We start from the raw sequence: 16,522 nt of genomic DNA, 5'->3' as shown, positions 1-16,522 counted from the left end.
GGCCCGGAGCCAGGTCCAATGGCTCCGGGCCGCCTCTGTGCGGGGTTGCCTACTACCCGCGATCGGACCCGTGCCGCGGTCGTTCCACGCGTCGGATCAGCGCGGCGCGAAGAACGACGTGACGGCCTCGGCGATACGCGTCACCTCGGCGTCGGTGAGCTCCGGATAGGCGGGCAGGCACAGCCGCCGCTTGGCCGGGTCGGACTTGGACGTGATGCGGCTGCGATGCTCGATCTCCTCGAAGGCCGGCTGCTCGGACAGGACGTACGGGTACACCTGCTCGGCCTCGATGCCCTGTGCGCAGAGGTGGGCGGTGAGGCCGGTCATGTCCTCGCAGCCGATGGCGTATTTGTAGAAGGCGTGGACATGGCCGTCCTGGACGACCGGAGTGGTCACCGGGAGCTCGGCGAACGCCGAGGTGTAGCGCCGGGCGATCGCGTTGCGCCGGTCGATCCAGCTTGGCAGCAGGGCGAGTTGTTCGGTGAGGATGCCGGCGTTGACCTCGCCGAGCCGGGCTCGGTGGCCCCGCAGATGGTGGGTGTGGCGATCCCTTCCGTCACGTCCCATGTTGGTGAGCCGGCGCACCTGCTCGGCGCGTTCGGGACTGTTGGTGACCACGGCGCCGGCGTCGTCGATACCGCCGATGTTCTTCCCCACCCAGAAGGAGAAGCAGCCGAAGTCACCCCAGGTACCGGCGGCTTTGCCGTCGAGGCTCGCGCCGGGAGCCTGCGCGCAGTCCTCGATGACGGTGAGCTTGTGCTGGGCGGCCACTTCGTTGATCGCGGGCATGTCCGCCATATGTCCGTGCAGATGCACCGGGATCACGGCGCGGGTGCGGCGGGTGACCGCGTCCGCGAGCGCCTTGGGGCACAGGGTGAGGGTGGGTTCGGCAACATCGACGATCACCGGTACGGCGCCCATGGCGCTCACCGCGAAGGCCGTGGCGGCGAAGGTCGCCGAGAGCACGATCACTTCGTCGCCGGGGCGGATGCCCGCGGCGTGCAGGGACAGCATCAGGGCCTGGGTGCACGAGGTGGTGGCCACGGGGTGACCGCCCCACGCATCCCGCAGGGCCTTCTCCAAGTTCCGGGTCTGCGGCCCGTAGTGGAACTTGCCTGTGTCGATGACCTCATCGGTGATGGCGTGGATCTTCCGCCGCAGTCCCCTCACCCGGCGGTCGTTCGGAGGCCGTCACCCGAACGAGGGAAGGGGCATGGGGAGGCAGAACGGGCGCACAGGTCGCATCAGCCCGCGCACACCGCTCCCGTCAGCTCGGGCCCGTGGTCCCCAGCAGCACACACGACTCCGGCGGCAGCGCCAGGACCCCGTCCGCCCCCGGCGCCTCGACCGGCTCCCACGCCGCGAGCACCCTCGAGGCCCCGCCCTGGAGCGGGATCCGCGCCGGTTCCTTGCCGAAGTTGACCGCGATCCGCAGATCGCCGCGGCGCAGCGCCAGCCAGCGGCTCTGCTCGTCGAACGCGGCCCGCAGCGCCGCCAGATCCGGGTCCTGCAGATCGGGCAGCGAACGGCGCAGCGCCACCAGCTCCTGGTACCAGGCCAGGACGCGGGCGTGGTGGCCCGTGCTCGGCTCCGACCAGTCGAGGCAGGACCGCTCGCGGGTCGCCGGGTCCTGCGGGTCCGGCACGTGCTCGGTATGCCGCGGCGTGGCAGTCTCCGCCCAGCCGTGGGTCGCGAACTCCCTTCTGCGGCCCGTCCGTACGGCCTCGGCGAGCTCCGGGTCCGTATGGTCCGTGAAGTACTGCCAGGGCGTGGACGCCGCCCACTCCTCGCCCATGAAGAGCATCGGCGTGAACGGCCCGGTCAGCGTCAGCGCCGCCGCGCACGCGAGCAGGCCGGGGGAGAGGGTCTCCGAAAGCCGGTCACCCAGCGCGCGGTTGCCGATCTGGTCGTGGGTCTGGCTGTAGCCGACAAGGCGGAAGGCCGGAACGCGGGCGCGGTCCAGGGGCCGGCCGTGGGTGCGGCCGCGGAAGGAGGAGTACGTGCCGTCGTGGAAGAAGCCGGACGTCAGCGTCTTGGCGAGCGCGGCGAGCGGAGCATCGGCGAAGTCGGCGTAGTAGCCCTGGGATTCACCGGTCAGGGTGCAGTGCAGGGCGTGGTGGAAGTCGTCGTTCCACTGCGCGTGGAGCCCGAGCCCGCCCTCACCGCGCGGGGTGATCAGGCGTGGATCGCAGAGGTCGGACTCGGCGATCAGGAACAGGGGGCGGTCCAGCTCGGCGGCCAGCTCGTCGACCGCCGTGGACAGTTCCTCGAGGAAGGGCAGCGCGCGGGAGTCGTGCAGTGCGTGCACCGCGTCCAGGCGCAGACCGTCGAGCCGGTAGTCGCGCAGCCAGGCGAGCGCGCTCTGAAGGAAGTACGCACGCACCTCGTCCGAACCCGGGGCGTCCAGGTTGACCGCCGCACCCCACGGGGTGTGATGGGTCTCTGTGAAGTACGGGCCGTAGGCGGGCAGATGGTTGCCGGACGGGCCGAGATGGTTGTGCACCACGTCGAGGACCACACCGAGGCCCAGCTCATGCGCCGCGTCGACAAAGCGCTTCAGCGCCTCGGGCCCGCCGTAGGGCTCATGCACCGCCCACGGCGCCACCCCGTCGTAACCCCAGCCGTGCCTGCCGGGGAACGAGCACAGCGGCATCAGCTGGACATGCGTGATCCCGAGCCGCTTGAGGTGGCCGAGCCGGGCGGCCGCCGCGTCGAGGGTGCCCTCGCGGGTGTACGTGCCGGTGTGCAGCTCGTAGAGCACGGCGTCGCGCATCCCGAGACGGGGCCAGACATGGCGCCGGGTGTCCGGGGCGGGGCCGACGACCGCGCACAGGCCGGCCGGGCCGCCGGGCAGGCGGCGCGAGCGCGGGTCGGGAAGCAGCGGCCCGCCGTCGAGGCAGAACCCGTAGCGGTCGCCGTCGGACGCCTCGGACTCGGTGATCCACCAGCCCGCACGGGTCGGATCCGGGTCCAACGTCCGCTCGACGCCCTTGAGTCGCAGCGTCACCTGCTGGGCATCGGGTGCCCACACCTCGAACAGCACGGACGATTCCCCCTCGTCGTCGCACACCTCGTATGTCGCGCGGGAACCATCGTGCTGCACAAATGATCGTGATGCCGGGGGTTTTCGCGGGTCCGGCACACAACGTCCAAAAGCGTGTGCCGGACCCGCCCCACGACCCTAGGGACGTGGTTGGCGACCGCAAGGCCTCACACGAGGTTGATCCGCTTCTGCACCATCGGGTACCCCACCTTGGCGAAGTGAGCGGCCATCGGGAAGTTCCCTTCGTCGGTGGCCCCCACGACGACCGTCGCGCCCTTGTCCACCAGGAAGTGGGTGCACTCGGCGAGCAGATCGAAGGCGTACCCGTGCCCGCGCTGCTCGGGCAGCACGCCGATGAACCCGGCCGCGAAACCGGACGGGATACGGACCGGCAGATGCATCCCGACCAGCTCGCCCTCGGCGTCGTACGCGAGCTGCGGCCAGGCCTCGGGGCACCAGTGGATGTAGTCCAGCTCCTCCTGCGCCGCCTTGTCGAGATCGTGCTCGGCGGCCGAGCGCAGCGCATGGGCGTCCAGCGTCGCCGAGTGGATACGGCGCAGGACGCCGAAGAGCACGGCGTCGTCGCGCTCCTCGCGGAACGTCAGCCGGTCCGGACGCGGCGGCAGGCCGCACTCCGTGGTCCACCGGTAGTGATAGCGCTCCACGAGCATCCTCATGCCGGCGGCCTCGGCCGCCGCGATCCGCGTCTGTCCCGCGGCAAGCGTCTCGGGGCGCTCGCGCCAGTCGGGCGGGAGCATCAGCTCGTACTCGACGTCGAAGGGCGCACGGCGCAGCAGTTCGGTGCCCGCGTCCTGCTCGCCTTCGGCGAAGTCGAACCAGTTGAACAGGACCGGTGTCTCGTCGCCCTCGGCACCCCACCAGGCAGCGCGGGCCACGACGCGGTCGTCGCGCAGGGCCACATAGGTCCAGTCGGGGCGGTAGTCGCCGCCTTCGGCGAACGTGGCGTACTCGATGCCCGCGATGGCGCGGCCCACCAGGCCGGGATCGTCAAGGGTGTCGAACAAAGCGGCGTCGCTCTCGGTGAGCGCGCGGATGACCAGCTCGGTCATGGATTTCCTTCCGGAGGTGATGGATCCGATCGCTCACCCTCCCGGCCGGACGCGGTCCTTCAGGACCGGGACGCTGTGCGGTCGCGGCGGGAGCGGCGGGCGGAGCTCGCATGAATCGCGTACGTCATCGCACTCGCCTCCCTTCCTTCATCCGTGGCGTCGGTACGAGACTAGGTTCGCCGTACGTGATCTGTCCACGGGTTTGGGCGGGGCCATGGCGGCCCCGCTGAACTGGCCCTTGGATCAGCGGTTTTCTGGACACCCACGGCCCGCTGGCCGACAATCACGTACGTGACGTCCTCCTTCGAGTTCCCGACCTATCCCGCACGGGTGTCGGACGCCGAGCGTGACGAGGTGCTTGCCGCGCTGCGCGACGGCGTGGCCCAGGGGAGGCTTTCGCACGACACCTTCGTGCGCCGGATGGAGCTCGCGCTGGTGGCCCGCCGCCCGCATGAACTGGCCCGGCTCACCGCCGATCTGCCCACCGCCGAGGGCGGCCGGATGGCCAACGCCCTGACGGGCGCGATCGGTGCCGTCTCCGCGTTCACCGTGCGGATGCGCCGCGCATGGGAGGCCGAACGGCTGCCGAAGCTGCTGCTTCCGCTGCCCGGGCCTTCTCCCAGCTCTCCGACAGGCTTCGGGCAGGGGATGCCGCAGCCTCTGCGGATCGGCCGCGATCCCGCCAACGGGCTGCGGCTCAGCCACGAGACGGTCTCGCGCAGCCACGCCGAACTGGTTCTCCAGGGCGGTATCTGGGTCCTGCGCGACCTCGGCTCCACCAACGGGACCTCCGTCAACGGACGCCGGGTCGTGGGTGCGACGGTGGTGCGCGAGGGCGATCACATCGCGTTCGGATCGATGCGGTTCCGGCTGGCGGCGCAGTAGGCGCGAGAGGGCCAACCGGCGCACACCAAACCCTTTCTGCAGCTCCCGTTCGAGTGAGTGGGGGTGATCGCGAGGGTCCTGTGTGCCGATGCATGCCCCATGACGATCATGAAGACCGCAAGCAAGGGCCTGTTCGCGGCGGTGGCCGCGGGCGCACTCCTCGTCGGCGGCGCGGGCGGCGCCTCGGCGTCCTCCGGCGCCGACCACGACACCGAGCGCCAGGCCACGGTCCGTGCGCTGCCGGGCAACTGGATGTACCTCGGCGTGATGGAGGGCGACGGCGCCTTCGGCGATCTGCAGGGCCGCCTGCTTCGCTGCCCGCCCGGCAAGGGCAACGGCCACCCGAACGCGGGCGCCGCCTGCCGCGCGCTGACCAAGGCCAAGGGCGAGATCGGCGCCATCAAGCCGCAGGACGTCGCCTGCCCGATGATCTACAAGCCGGTCACGGCGGTCGCGTACGGCATGTGGGACGGCACCCGCCGTATCTACGCGAAGAGCTTCTCCAACGACTGTGTGATGGGCGCGGCGACCGGCAAGGTCTTCCGGCTCGCCGAGTAACTCCCCGGCATGACCGAGCGGGCTGTACGCATGCGTGCAGCCCGCTTTCGTATGCCCTGCCCTGCCCTGCCCCTGCTCCCTGCCCTGCTCCTGCTACCTGCCCTGCCCTGCCCCTGCTCCCTGCCCTGCTCCTGCTACCTGCCCTGCCCCTGCTCTCTGCCCTATGCCCTATGCCCTGTGCCGTTTGCCGTGTGCCCTACGCGGCATCCGCGGCCACCCGCGCGTACTGCGCCGCGGTGAGCACGGTGCGCGCCTGGTGCTCGACTTGGTGCTCGAGCGGCACCCACCGCGCGCGGAACGCCGTCGCGAACTCCTCGCACCAGCGCGTCACCAGGCGGTCGAGCTCCGGCGCCGTGGGATCGCCGGCCGCCTTCAGGACCCTCAGGAGCATCGCGGCGGCCCGCAGCGGAAGGCGCCGGCCGAAGGCGTCGATGCTGGAGACATACGTCATGGTGGCGTCGGCGGGCGGGGGAAGGAGCCAGTCGTCGGCCAGGCCCGGCACGAGGTCGAGCGCCCAGCGGGTGGCCCGCAGCAGCGGCGCCAGCGGGTGGGGCGGCTCCAGCGGGCCGCCGGCATCCGTTTGGGCGGCCGCGTACCGCTCGGCCGTCCTGGCGCGGGACAGCACCTGCTCCACCTGCGCGGCCTGGGCTCGCAGCCGCCGTGACACATGCTGCAGGGCCGCTCCCGGATCGGGGTGGGCATGCGTGTCGTCGACGAGATCGCTGGCCCACATGGGCACTTCGACGATCGCGGTGAGCCCGCCGTAGCGGTGGGCGTGGTACCAGGTGGAGCGGGTCACGTCCTCCGGCAGACTCGGGAAGGGCACGTCGGACCCGGGCTGCGGCATCACATGCACCCCGGGGCCGGTGACCGGCCAGCCGGCCGCGTCCGAGGTCCCGGTCTCGATCGGGATGTGCAGCTGCGCGGCGGACTTCGCGAACGGCTCGGCGAGCCCCGGTATCTCCCGGGTCAACTGCACCCAGGTGCCGCCCAGATCGGTGCCGTGCAGCGACACCTGCAGATACGGCTGCAGCTCGTCGATCAGCCGCAGCAGGGTGCGCGCCTCGGGCGGCAGCTGGTCCGGCGGGAGCACCGACGGCGCCCACTCGGGCTGCTCGGGCCCGGCCGGCCGGAAGAAGTGCCGGTGGTAGTCGAGCAGCGAGGCCGGTGTGCGGGAACGGTGCAGACTCGCCCCGTCCGGGTCGGCGCAGAGCAGGAAGTGCCAGGAGGTGTGGGTGCGCAGCCGGGGGTCGGCGGCGACCTGACGGGCCAGGTGCAGCGCCGTGGGGCCGCCGACCGGTTCGTTGGAGTGCGCTCCCGCCACCACGAGCACCGCACGGGTCGCATGGCCCACCGAGAGCAGGTGCAACGGGCGTCCGGCCCGCGAGGTGCCGACGCGGCGCAGTCGGCACAGCCAGGGCTGCTCAGCCGCCAGCACCCGGGCGGACAGGACGAGTTCATTGACGCTGGGGTAGTGCTGTTCCGTCAGGTGACTCACCCCCGTTGTGGGCCTGTCCGGCGGAGCAGGCCTACTGTCAGGCCACCGTGCACCAGGCCTGATCCGCCGGACGGGCCCTGGTCCGCCCGGCGTGCGCACCCGCAGTACCCCATGTGCCGACCCTGCTGTCAAGGTGGCCGAGAACCGTCCGGGGCACCGAGTGCCTACTGCTGATGCAGACCGCGTCCGGCGAGGGTGAGGAAGGCTTCGCCGACCGCTTCGGAGAGGGTCGGATGGGCGTGGATGTGCCGGGCCACATCAGCGGGTTCGGCGTCCCAGCCCACGATCAGCTGGCTCTCCGCGATCATCTCCGAGACATGCGGTCCGACCAGGTGGACTCCGAGCACCTGCCCGCCTCCCCGGACGGCCACGACCTTCACCATGCCGCCCTGCCCGTGCACCATGCCCTTGGCCACGGCCGTCAACGGCAGGGTGTTCACCTCGACTTCGTGCCCGCGCGCCCGCGCCTCGGCCTCGCCGAGCCCGACCGAGGCCGTCTGCGGTGCGGAGTACGTGACCCGGGGGACGGCGGCGTAGTCGACGGGCTGTGACGGCAGACCGGCCAGTGTCTCGGCGACCAGGAGCCCCTCGGCGAACGAGGCGTGCGCGAGGCCGAGCGAAGGCGGCGGCAGCAGATCACCGACGACATGGATACCGGGAACGGACGTCTCGAGCCTGTCCCAGTCGGCGGGCGCGACGAAACCGCGCTCGTCGGTGACCAGACCGGCGGCCGCCAGGTTCAGCCCGTCGGTGACCGGGACCCGGCCGACGGCGATCAGGAGCCGTTCGGCCTCGAGGGTGCGCAGCTCACCTCGGGGGGTGCGGACGGTGGCGCGTACCCCGTCGTCGAGGACGGTGGCGCCTTCCAGGCGCGCACCGGTCTGCACATCGATGCCGCGCTTCTTCAGGCCGCGCGTCAAGTGCCGGCTGACATCGGCGTCTTCCAGCGGTACGAGCCGGTCGGCCGCCTCGATCAGGGTGACCTCGGCGCCCATGGAGCGGTGGAACGAGGCGTACTCGACGCCGATCGCACCCCCGCCGAGAATCAGCACCGACTGCGGAAGTCCGGGCGCGAACAGCGCGTCGTCGCTGGTCACCACGCGCCGCCCGTCCGGCTCGAGGCCCGGCAGCGTACGCGGCCGCGAACCGGTCGCCAGGACGACGCCGCGGCGCGCGGTGTACGTCCGGCCGCCGGCGCGCACGGTGCGCGGACCGGTCAACTCGGCGCTCGCCCGCACCACATGGACACCTCCGTGGCCGAGGTGGGCCTCGACGCCCTTGTGGTTGCGGGACACGATGTCGTCCCTGGTCGCCACGAGCGCCGCCCAGTCCACCGACTCGAGGGTCGCCTTGAGGCCCCAGCGCTCCCGCGCCTCCGTGATCGAGTCGACGAGCTCGGCGGCGTGCAGCATCGCCTTGCTGGGGATGCAGCCGCGGTGCAGACAGGTGCCGCCGACCTTGTCGCGCTCGGCGAGGATGACGCTGAGGCCGAGGTGCGCGGCGCGCAGTGCGGTGGAGTAGCCGCCGGTGCCGCCGCCGATGACGATGACGTCCGCTTCCTGGGGTGCTGCCGTCGTGCCCTGGGGTGTTTCCGTCGCGGTGTTCATGATCCATAGCCTGCTGCCGGGGCTTGATCCGCGTCCAAGGCAATGTTCTTGTGGGATCCATGCACGGTGCTTATGGGGAGGGCCGGCGGTTCCTGCGCGGGGGTGGTCGGCGATGAGTCTTCGGCAGATGGAGTACTTCCTGACGGTGGTGGAGGAGTCGTCCTTCACCCGCGCCGCCGAGCTCCTGCACGTCACCCAGCCCGCGCTCTCGCACCAGATCAAGGCCCTGGAGAAGTCGGTGGGCGGTGCGCTCCTGGAGCGGATGACCCGTGGCGTGGGCCTGACCCCGATGGGCCGGGCGTTCCTGCCGCACGCCGAACTCGCCGTCCGCAGCGCCGCCCAGGCCCAGCGCGCCGCCCGGGCGGCGGCCGGCGCGGAGGGCGGCGAGCTGCATATCGCCGCGCTGCACGCCGTCGCGGTCGGCCTGCTGCCCGAGGTCTTCGCCCGCTGGCACCGCGCCCACCCCGGCGTACGGCTGCTCCTGCACGAGTACGGCACGACGGAGCAGCTGGAGGAGCAGGTCGAACGGGGCGTCGCCGACCTCGCGATCGGTCCCCGGCCCGGCCACTGGACCGGTGCCGTCACCGGCGTGGGCGAGGAGGAGATCGTCCTGGCCGTGCCCTTCGACGACCGGCTGGCGGGCCGCACCCAGGTCGAGCTCGGCGAACTGGCGGACCTCGCCTGGGTGCGGTGCGCGATGGAACCGGTCGTGCACGGACGGCGCTTCCTCGACTGGGCCTGCGGACAGGCCGGCTTCTCCCCTCGTACCGCCGTATGGACCGAGCACACCTCGACGGCCGTGCGGATGGCCGCGGCCGGCGTCGGGATCGCGGCGGCGCCCGCCCATGTCGTACGGGGAGCGGTGGGCGAGGACTGTGCGGTCCTGTCGGTGGAGCCGGCGTGGCGGCGTGAACTGACCGTGTTCACACGGTCGGAGCCGGCCGGGGTGCTCGGTGCGTTCGTACGGACCGTGACGGAGGTGCTCGCCGTCCACGCCCGGTGAGAGGCGCCCGCCCGCGCACCTGTCACGTGTGGGGTACGAGCAGCGCCACCCCCCACGGCCCGGTCACGTCCGCCAGCCGTACCCGCCCTTCGTGCACCTGCTCGTCGGACGCGAGCGCGTCCACGTACCGCCCGGGCGGCAGGGTCAGTGCGGTGTCGCGCCAGCCGCCCGCCTCCAGGAGCCGCAGAGAAAGCCGGGTCGTGACGGTGATGGCCATCGAGGCGATCCCGGTGCGCGCGAAGGCCACGCAGTGCTCGGCCGCGGGGCCTTCGGCGGTGAGCGGCACATAGCCGCCGAACTCTCCGTAACAGTCCACGAGTTCACGCCGCAGCCGCAGGGCCGTCATGGTGAGGAAGAGCTTCTTCCGGTCGAGATCCCAGCGCTCCCGCTCCACGGCCGGCCCCTTGAAGCGGTCCTCCTGGAACGTCACCGGCCGCCGGTTGTCCGGGTCCACCAGCGCCAGATACTGGTGCTCCGTGCCCTGATACAGATCCGGTACCCCGGGCATCGTCAGGTGGATCAGGGCCGCGGCGAGCGTGTTCGTGCAGGCGTGGTCCGACAGCGGGCGGGCGAACTCCGCGACCATGTACAGCGCGGGCCCGCTCGGCCCGGCGTCCACGAATTCCTCGACGGCCGCTTCGTACACCGGATCGGGCTCCGTCCAGGACGTGAAGAGACCCGCCTCGCGCGCGTGCTTGAGCAGGGCGGCCCGCATCCGCTCATGGTGCGGGATGGCGATCCCGAAGAGCGTCTGCCAGGCGGCCCAGGCCAGCTGTGCGTCGGGCGCGGGCGCCGCGTCGGCCATGGCGGTGACGGTGGCCAGCAAGTCGGCCCAGCGGTCCGGGCATTCGGAGAGCAGGGCGATGATCAGCCGTACATCGGCGCTGCGTTTGGTGTCGTGCGTGGAGAGCGCGGTGCCGCCCGTCGGCCAGTCGCGCTGCATCCGCGTACAGAAGCCATGGAACTCGGCCGGACCGATCGCCGGACGCCCCGGATCGCCCCCGACCTCCGCCGCGGAGAGCAGCGGGGTGTGGCGGTAGCAGGCCGTGTCCTCGACGGCCTTCGCGCGCAGCGCCGAAGCGGTCTGCGCGAACCGTGTCCGCAGCTCGGTGTGCGCGGCGTCGCCGGCCGGATCGAGCAGCAACTCCCGTACGCAGTCGACGGCGTCGGCCTCATCGGGCACGGTGAACGCGGTGCGCGCCTCGGCGGCCGCCTCGTCGGTGAGCACCCTGCGTACCGACTCACCGGTCCCGTACGGACGGTAGACCGGCATCCGCACCAGGAGCTCGCGCAGCGCGGTGCGCAGGGCCCACGGCGCGTGGTCGCGCTGCCCGGGCGTGGTCGCGCAGCGCTGCACCGCGCGCCCCAGACGGCCGCCCCGGGCGGCCAGTCCATGCGTCCCCCCCTTGTCCGCGGCCCGGCGCACCGCCGCCTCCCAGTGCCCGCCCCGGTCGGCGGGAGCGTCGGTGAACCGCCGGTACTGGCCCAGGAGTTCACCGGCGCCGGCGGGGTCCACGAACAGCCCGTCCACATGCCGCAGCGCGTCATAGCCGGTCGTGCCCGCGACCGGCCAGCCCGCCTCCAGGTGCTCACCGTCCGCGAGAATCTTCTCCACGACCGTCCAGCGTCCGCCCGTCGCCTCGTGCAGCCGCCGCAGATACGCCCCGGGGTCCGCGAGCCCGTCGGGATGGTCCACGCGCAGGCCCTCCGCGACGCCCTCGGCGAGCAGCTGGAGCAGTTTGCCGTGGGTGGCGTCGAAGACCTCCGGGTCCTCGACCCGCACCCCGATGAGATCGGAGATCGTGAAGAAGCGGCGGTAGTTGAGCTCCGTGCGCGCGAGCCGCCACCACGCGAGCCGGTACCACTGCGCATCGAGCAGCTCGGGCAGCGGCCGGTCCTCGGTGCCTTCCCTGAGCGGGAACTCCAGGTCGTGGTAGCGCAGGACGCCACCGTCCACCCGTAAGTCCGCGAGCTCCCGCCCGACCCGGCCGCCGAGCACCGGCAGCAGCACCTGACCGCCGCCCGCCTGCCAGTCGATGTCGAACCAGCGGGCGTACGGCGACTGCGGGCCGTCCTTCAGGACCTCCCACAGGGCGCGATTGTGGCGGGCGGACGCGGCCATGTGGTTGGGCACGATGTCCAGGACCAGGCCGAGGCCCTGCGCCCGCGCGGTCGCCGACAAGGCCCGCAGCCCGTCCTCGCCGCCCAGTTCCTCCCGTACCCGGGAATGATCCGTCACGTCATAGCCGTGCAGCGATCCCGGCACGGCCTCGAGCACCGGCGACAGATGCAGATGCGAGACACCGAGCCGCGCCAGATAGGGCACGGCGGCCTCGGCGGCGGCGAACGGGAAGTCGGGGGTCAGCTGCAGCCGGTACGTGGCGGAAGGGGCGGCGAACGAGGTTCCGGCGGAGGCGGCGAACGGCACGGTCGTCATGCGAACGTACGTACCCTGCTGCGCGGCTTTTGTGTCATCGGCTCATGCACCCGCTTCGGCGGGCGTGGCTAGCGTCGGACGATGACCAAGGGGAGTTGGGGTTCAGAAGGGGCATTCGGTGCTTATCGCCAGGTGATCGGGCTGACCGGGGCGCTGCTCCCGGCCGTCTCGTTCCTCGGGCGGCTCCCCACCGCGACCATCCAGATGGGCAGCGTGCTGCTCGTCGCCGAGACCAGCGGCTCGCTGGGCACCGCGGGCGCCGTCGGCTGCGCTCTCGCGCTCGGCCAGGTGGCCATGGGCCCCTACCTCGGGCGGCTCGCCGACCGGCGCGGTCAGCGGCCCGTGGTGCTGCTCTTCGCGCTGGTCAACGCTCTCGCGATCACCGTGTTCACGCTGGCCGCGCTGTCCGGCCTGCCGACCCCCGCGCTGATCGCGCTCGGTGTGCTCGCGGGTGCCACCCAGCCCGGGATCGGACCGCTGGCCCGCTCCCGCATCGTGGCGCTCGCGCGCGGCCGGGGCGCGGACGACCGGCTTGTCGACACGGCGCTCTCGCTGGAGGGCACGATGGACGAGCTGTCCTTCGTGCTCGGCCCCGCGCTCGTCGGCATCGCGGCCGTGGCCGGCCATCCCGCGTACGCCTTCGCCGTGGCGGCCCTATTGGTGGCCGGGTGCGGGACGGCCTTCGCGCTGCATCCCTCGGCTCGTGCGGTGCCTTTGACCCTACGGAGTGCAGGCGCCCCACCGCGACGCCGGATGCCTCCGTCGGTCCACGTCGTCCGCGCCGGCCTGGTCCTCCTCGGCGTCCTGCTGGGCGCGTGCGGAGCCGGAATCACCGCGCTCACCCAGGAGTTGGGACACGAGGGCCAGGCGGGTCTGGTCTACGCGGCGATGGGCGTGATGAGCGCCGTGGTCGGCCTGTCCATGGCCGCGCTGCCCGCCCGCTTCGGGCTGCGGCTGCGCTGGCGCATCGCCACGGCCGCCGCGGCCGTCCTCTCGCTGCCGCTGATCTGGACCGGTTCCATGACCGCGCTGTATCTCGTGGTCACGGTCTTCGGCGCGATCTACGCACCGAACCTGATCACCGGATTCGGGCTGACCGAGCGCGCCGTGCCCAAGGAGCGGCTCTCCGAGGGCATGACGTTCGCGGTCAGCGCCTTCGTCGGCGGGCAGGCGGTCACGCTCGCCGTCGCGGGACGGCTCGCCGAGGCGTACGGGGCGCACGTGGCGTTCGCCGTCGGCAGCGCCGCCGCCGCCTGCGCCTTCCTCGTCTCCCTCGCCGTGCGGGAGCCGTCCGGTGCGGACGTACAGGCGCAGGACCTCAAGCCGGCCGCTGCAGCACCGTGATACTGCGGTCGGCGAGCCGGAGCCGGTCGCCGGCCCGCACCTTCGGTCCGTCCTCGCCCGGCACCCCGTCCTCGGTGGACGTGTCGAGCACGACCTGCCACTGCCGTCCATGGTTCAGCGGCACCACGAACTCGACCGGCTCGGGCGCGGCGTTGAACATCAGCAGGAACGAGTCGTCCTGGATGCGCTCACCGCGCGCACCCGGCTCGGAGATCGCGTTGCCGTTGAGGAAGACCGACAGGGCGCGGGCGTGCGAGCGGTCCCAGTCGCGCTGACGCATCACCTCGCCCGCCGGGGTGAACCAGGCGATATCGGTCAACTCGCCTTGTGAGCCGGTCGGTTCCTCCACGGGACGGCCATGGAAGAAGCGCCGCCTGCGGAACACCGGATGCTCGCGCCTGAGCCGGGCGGCCGCCCGCGTGAACGCCAGCAGGGCATCGTCGTCGTCCTGCGGCCAGTGCACCCAGGCCAGCTCGCTGTCCTGGCAGTACGCATTGTTGTTGCCGTGCTGGGTGCGCGCGAACTCGTCGCCGTGACTGAGCATCGGCACACCCTGCGAGAGCAGCAGCGTGGCGATGAAGTTCCGCAGCTGCCTGCCGCGCAGCGCGAGCACCTCGGGGTCGTCGGTCTCGCCCTCCACTCCGCAGTTCCAGGAGCGGTTGTGGCTCTCGCCGTCGTTGTTGTCCTCGCCGTTGGCCTCGTTGCGCTTCTCGTTGTACGCGACCAGATCATGCAGCGTGAAACCGTCGTGGCAGGTCACGAAGTTGATCGAGGCCAGGGGGCGGCGCCCGTCGTCCTGGTAGAGATCCGAGGAACCCGTCAGGCGCGAGGCGAACTCGGCGAGCGTCCGCGGCTCACCGCGCCACAAGTCCCGTACGGTGTCGCGGTACTTGCCGTTCCACTCGGTCCACAGCGGCGGGAAGTTCCCCACCTGGTAGCCGCCCTCGCCCACGTCCCAGGGCTCGGCGATCAGCTTCACCTGACTGACCACCGGGTCCTGCTGCACCAGATCGAAGAACGAGGAGAGCCGGTCCACCTCGTGGAACTGCCGCGCCAGCGTCGCCGCGAGATCGAAGCGGAAACCGTCCACGTGCATCTCGGTGACCCAGTACCGCAGCGAGTCCATGATCAGCTGCAGGACGTGCGGCGACCGCATGAGCAGCGAGTTCCCGGTGCCCGTGGTGTCCATGTAGTACTGCGGATCGTCGGTCAGGCGGTAGTACGAGGTGTTGTCTAGGCCGCGGAACGAGAGCGTCGGACCCAGGTGATTGCCCTCGGCCGTGTGGTTGTAGACCACGTCGAGGATCACCTCGATCCCCGCCTCGTGCAGCGCCCGCACCGCGGACTTGAACTCCAGGACCTGCTGACCGCGATCGCCCCAGGAGGCGTACGCGTTGTGCGGGGCGAAGAAACCGATTGTGTTGTAGCCCCAGTAGTTGCTCAGCCCCATGTCGACCAGACGATGGTCGTTCACGAACTGGTGCACCGGCATCAACTCGAGCGCGGTGACGCCCAGTTCGGTGAGATGCTCGATGACCGCCGGATGCGTGAGCGCCGCGTACGTGCCGCGGTCCTCCTCCGGAACCGCCGGATGCAGCATCGTCAGGCCCTTCACATGGGCCTCGTAGATCACCGTCTGGTGGTACTCGGTACGCGGCGGCCGGTCGTCGCCCCAGTCGAAGTACGGGTTCACCACCACCGAACTCATCATGTGCGGTGCCGAGTCCAGATCATTGCGCCGCTCGGGGTCGTCGAAGTGGTAGCCGTACACCGCCTCGCCCCACTCGATATGCCCGCTGATCGCCCGCGCGTACGGATCGAGCAGCAGCTTCGCCGAGTTGCAGCGCTGCCCGTGCTCGGGTGCGTAGGCGCCATGCGCACGGAACCCGTAGCGCTGACCGGGCATGATGCCGGGCAGATATGCATGCCGCACAAAGGCGTCGGTCTCCCGCAGCTCCACCGCGGTCTCCGAGCCGTCGTCGTGCAGCAGACAGAGCTCGATGCGGTCGGCGGTCTCCGAGAAGACCGCGAAATTGGTCCCGGCGCCGTCGTACGTGGCGCCGAGCGGATACGCCTGTCCAGGCCAGACCTGCATGGGTCGAATCTTCCACTTCCGGCCGTGAGGCCTGAGGCGACTTCGGGAAGAGTTCCCCCATAGTGAGGCAACCACCCCTCGATTCGCCCCGTCCTACAGGCCGACCACACATACTCGGAATGTCTGCACCCGCAAAGGGGACAGGGGCAGGCAGTTGAGGACATAGGGGGAACAGTGCGCACACTCATGCACCGCCACCTTGGCAAGGTGGTGGCCGGTGCGGCCGTCGCGGTCACGGGGACCGCGGTGATGGTCGGCATCACACTGCCGGGGACCGCGGAGGCGGGGGCGGGCAGAGCCGCAACGGCCGGACAGCAGAAGGAAGTTCCCGCGCTGCCGCCCGCGCAGGTGGAGGAAGCCCCCGAGGAGGGCGACAAGGGCGTCGGGCGCGATCCGCTCACCGACGGCGAACTGCGGCGTGCCGAACAGATCGCCTCGGGTGCGGCCCAGCTGACCGGGGGCCGCGATGTCGAGGGGGACCGCGGGGTCCAGCATCTCGCCACCAATCTCGGTGAGTTGAGCCCTGTCGAGGCGGCCGGGGCGACGGTGCCGCGCCGCGCGGAGCTCACGTACTACGACTACAAGACCGACGCGCTCATCACCAAGACCGTCGATCTGGCGGCCGGTGACGTCGTGGCCACGGACACGCAGAAGGGTGTCCAGGCACCGGCGAGTCGCGAGGAGAACCGCGAGGCGGTCGAGCTGCTCCTGAAGAGCCCGCTCTCGGCGGACCTCAAGAAGGACTACAAGGACGCGACCGGGAAGGCCCTGACCGAGGCCGGCCAACTGCAGGTGCACAGCATGATCTTCCGTTCCGCCGCCGAGGCTCCCGCGCCGGGTGCGCTGGGGGAGTGCGGCAGGCACCGCTGCGTACGCCTCTTCCCGAAGGTGGTCAACGGGCCCTGGATCGACGCCCGTGACCTGATCGTCGACCTGAGCTCGCGCTCGGTGGGCCGCCTTTCCTGACGACGTGGCCGTAACT

General features: G+C 71.4%; 12 protein-coding genes. 5 read left to right on the top strand and 7 right to left on the bottom strand.

Features of this window, described 5'->3' with window-relative positions; genetic code table 11:
- Nucleotides 1-96: 96 nt before the first annotated feature.
- The 3 genes from JAO81_RS07065 to JAO81_RS07055 form a co-directional block, all read right to left on the bottom strand.
- The gene (locus tag JAO81_RS07065) at nucleotides 97-1,170 is read right to left on the bottom strand and encodes a DegT/DnrJ/EryC1/StrS aminotransferase family protein (protein WP_199546901.1); all 1,074 of its coding nucleotides are present in this window, start codon (nucleotides 1,168-1,170) and stop codon (nucleotides 97-99) included.
- Between the two features lie 97 nt (nucleotides 1,171-1,267).
- A complete protein-coding gene (gene treZ, locus JAO81_RS07060) occupies nucleotides 1,268-3,043 on the bottom strand; it encodes a malto-oligosyltrehalose trehalohydrolase (protein WP_199546933.1) in 1,776 nt (591 codons plus the stop codon).
- 167 nt (nucleotides 3,044-3,210) lie between these two features.
- On the bottom strand, nucleotides 3,211-4,113 hold the full coding sequence (locus JAO81_RS07055) for a GNAT family N-acetyltransferase (RefSeq protein ID WP_199546900.1): 903 nt from the start codon (nucleotides 4,111-4,113) through the stop codon (nucleotides 3,211-3,213).
- A 291-nt stretch (nucleotides 4,114-4,404) separates the two neighbouring features.
- Between JAO81_RS07055 and JAO81_RS07050 the strand changes: the two genes are divergently transcribed.
- Together JAO81_RS07050 and JAO81_RS07045 are read left to right on the top strand one after the other, a co-directional pair.
- Complete coding sequence (locus JAO81_RS07050) at nucleotides 4,405-4,998, top strand: DUF1707 and FHA domain-containing protein (protein ID WP_199546899.1); 594 nt, start codon at nucleotides 4,405-4,407, stop codon at nucleotides 4,996-4,998.
- A gap of 108 nt (nucleotides 4,999-5,106) precedes the next feature.
- Complete coding sequence (locus tag JAO81_RS07045) at nucleotides 5,107-5,556, top strand: SSI family serine proteinase inhibitor (protein WP_199546898.1); 450 nt, start codon at nucleotides 5,107-5,109, stop codon at nucleotides 5,554-5,556.
- Between the two features lie 196 nt (nucleotides 5,557-5,752).
- Here the strand turns inward: JAO81_RS07045 and JAO81_RS07040 are convergent, their stop codons facing one another.
- On the bottom strand, nucleotides 5,753-7,054 hold the full coding sequence (locus tag JAO81_RS07040) for a M14 family zinc carboxypeptidase (RefSeq protein ID WP_199546897.1): 1,302 nt from the start codon (nucleotides 7,052-7,054) through the stop codon (nucleotides 5,753-5,755).
- A 164-nt stretch (nucleotides 7,055-7,218) separates the two neighbouring features.
- The gene (gene lpdA / locus JAO81_RS07035) at nucleotides 7,219-8,661 is read right to left on the bottom strand and encodes a dihydrolipoyl dehydrogenase (RefSeq protein ID WP_199546896.1); all 1,443 of its coding nucleotides are present in this window, start codon (nucleotides 8,659-8,661) and stop codon (nucleotides 7,219-7,221) included.
- A 112-nt stretch (nucleotides 8,662-8,773) separates the two neighbouring features.
- On the opposite strand from lpdA, the gene JAO81_RS07030 reads away from it, so the two are divergent.
- Entirely contained in the window at nucleotides 8,774-9,664 is an 891-nt protein-coding gene (locus JAO81_RS07030) for a LysR family transcriptional regulator (RefSeq protein ID WP_199546895.1), read from the top strand.
- A 22-nt stretch (nucleotides 9,665-9,686) separates the two neighbouring features.
- Here the strand turns inward: JAO81_RS07030 and treY are convergent, their stop codons facing one another.
- On the bottom strand, nucleotides 9,687-12,101 hold the full coding sequence (gene treY, locus JAO81_RS07025; protein WP_199546894.1) for a malto-oligosyltrehalose synthase: 2,415 nt from the start codon (nucleotides 12,099-12,101) through the stop codon (nucleotides 9,687-9,689).
- Between the two features lie 81 nt (nucleotides 12,102-12,182).
- Between treY and JAO81_RS07020 the strand changes: the two genes are divergently transcribed.
- Nucleotides 12,183-13,445 carry an MFS transporter gene (locus tag JAO81_RS07020; RefSeq protein WP_199546893.1) on the top strand — a complete coding sequence of 421 codons (1,263 nt, stop codon included), beginning with the start codon at nucleotides 12,183-12,185 and terminating at the stop codon, nucleotides 13,443-13,445.
- Here JAO81_RS07020 and glgX read toward each other — a convergent pair.
- A complete protein-coding gene (gene glgX, locus JAO81_RS07015; RefSeq protein WP_199546892.1) occupies nucleotides 13,420-15,540 on the bottom strand; it encodes a glycogen debranching protein GlgX in 2,121 nt (706 codons plus the stop codon). The genes JAO81_RS07020 and glgX overlap by 26 nt on opposite strands.
- A gap of 186 nt (nucleotides 15,541-15,726) precedes the next feature.
- Between glgX and JAO81_RS07010 the strand changes: the two genes are divergently transcribed.
- A complete protein-coding gene (locus JAO81_RS07010) occupies nucleotides 15,727-16,506 on the top strand; it encodes a Tat pathway signal sequence domain protein (protein ID WP_233415013.1) in 780 nt (259 codons plus the stop codon).
- The last annotated feature ends 16 nt before the right edge of the window (nucleotides 16,507-16,522 follow it).

The organism is Streptomyces sp. N35, from assembly GCF_016464295.1.
Lineage (GTDB): Bacteria > Actinomycetota > Actinomycetes > Streptomycetales > Streptomycetaceae > Streptomyces.
This window is presented reverse-complemented; position numbering and strand designations above follow the sequence as displayed.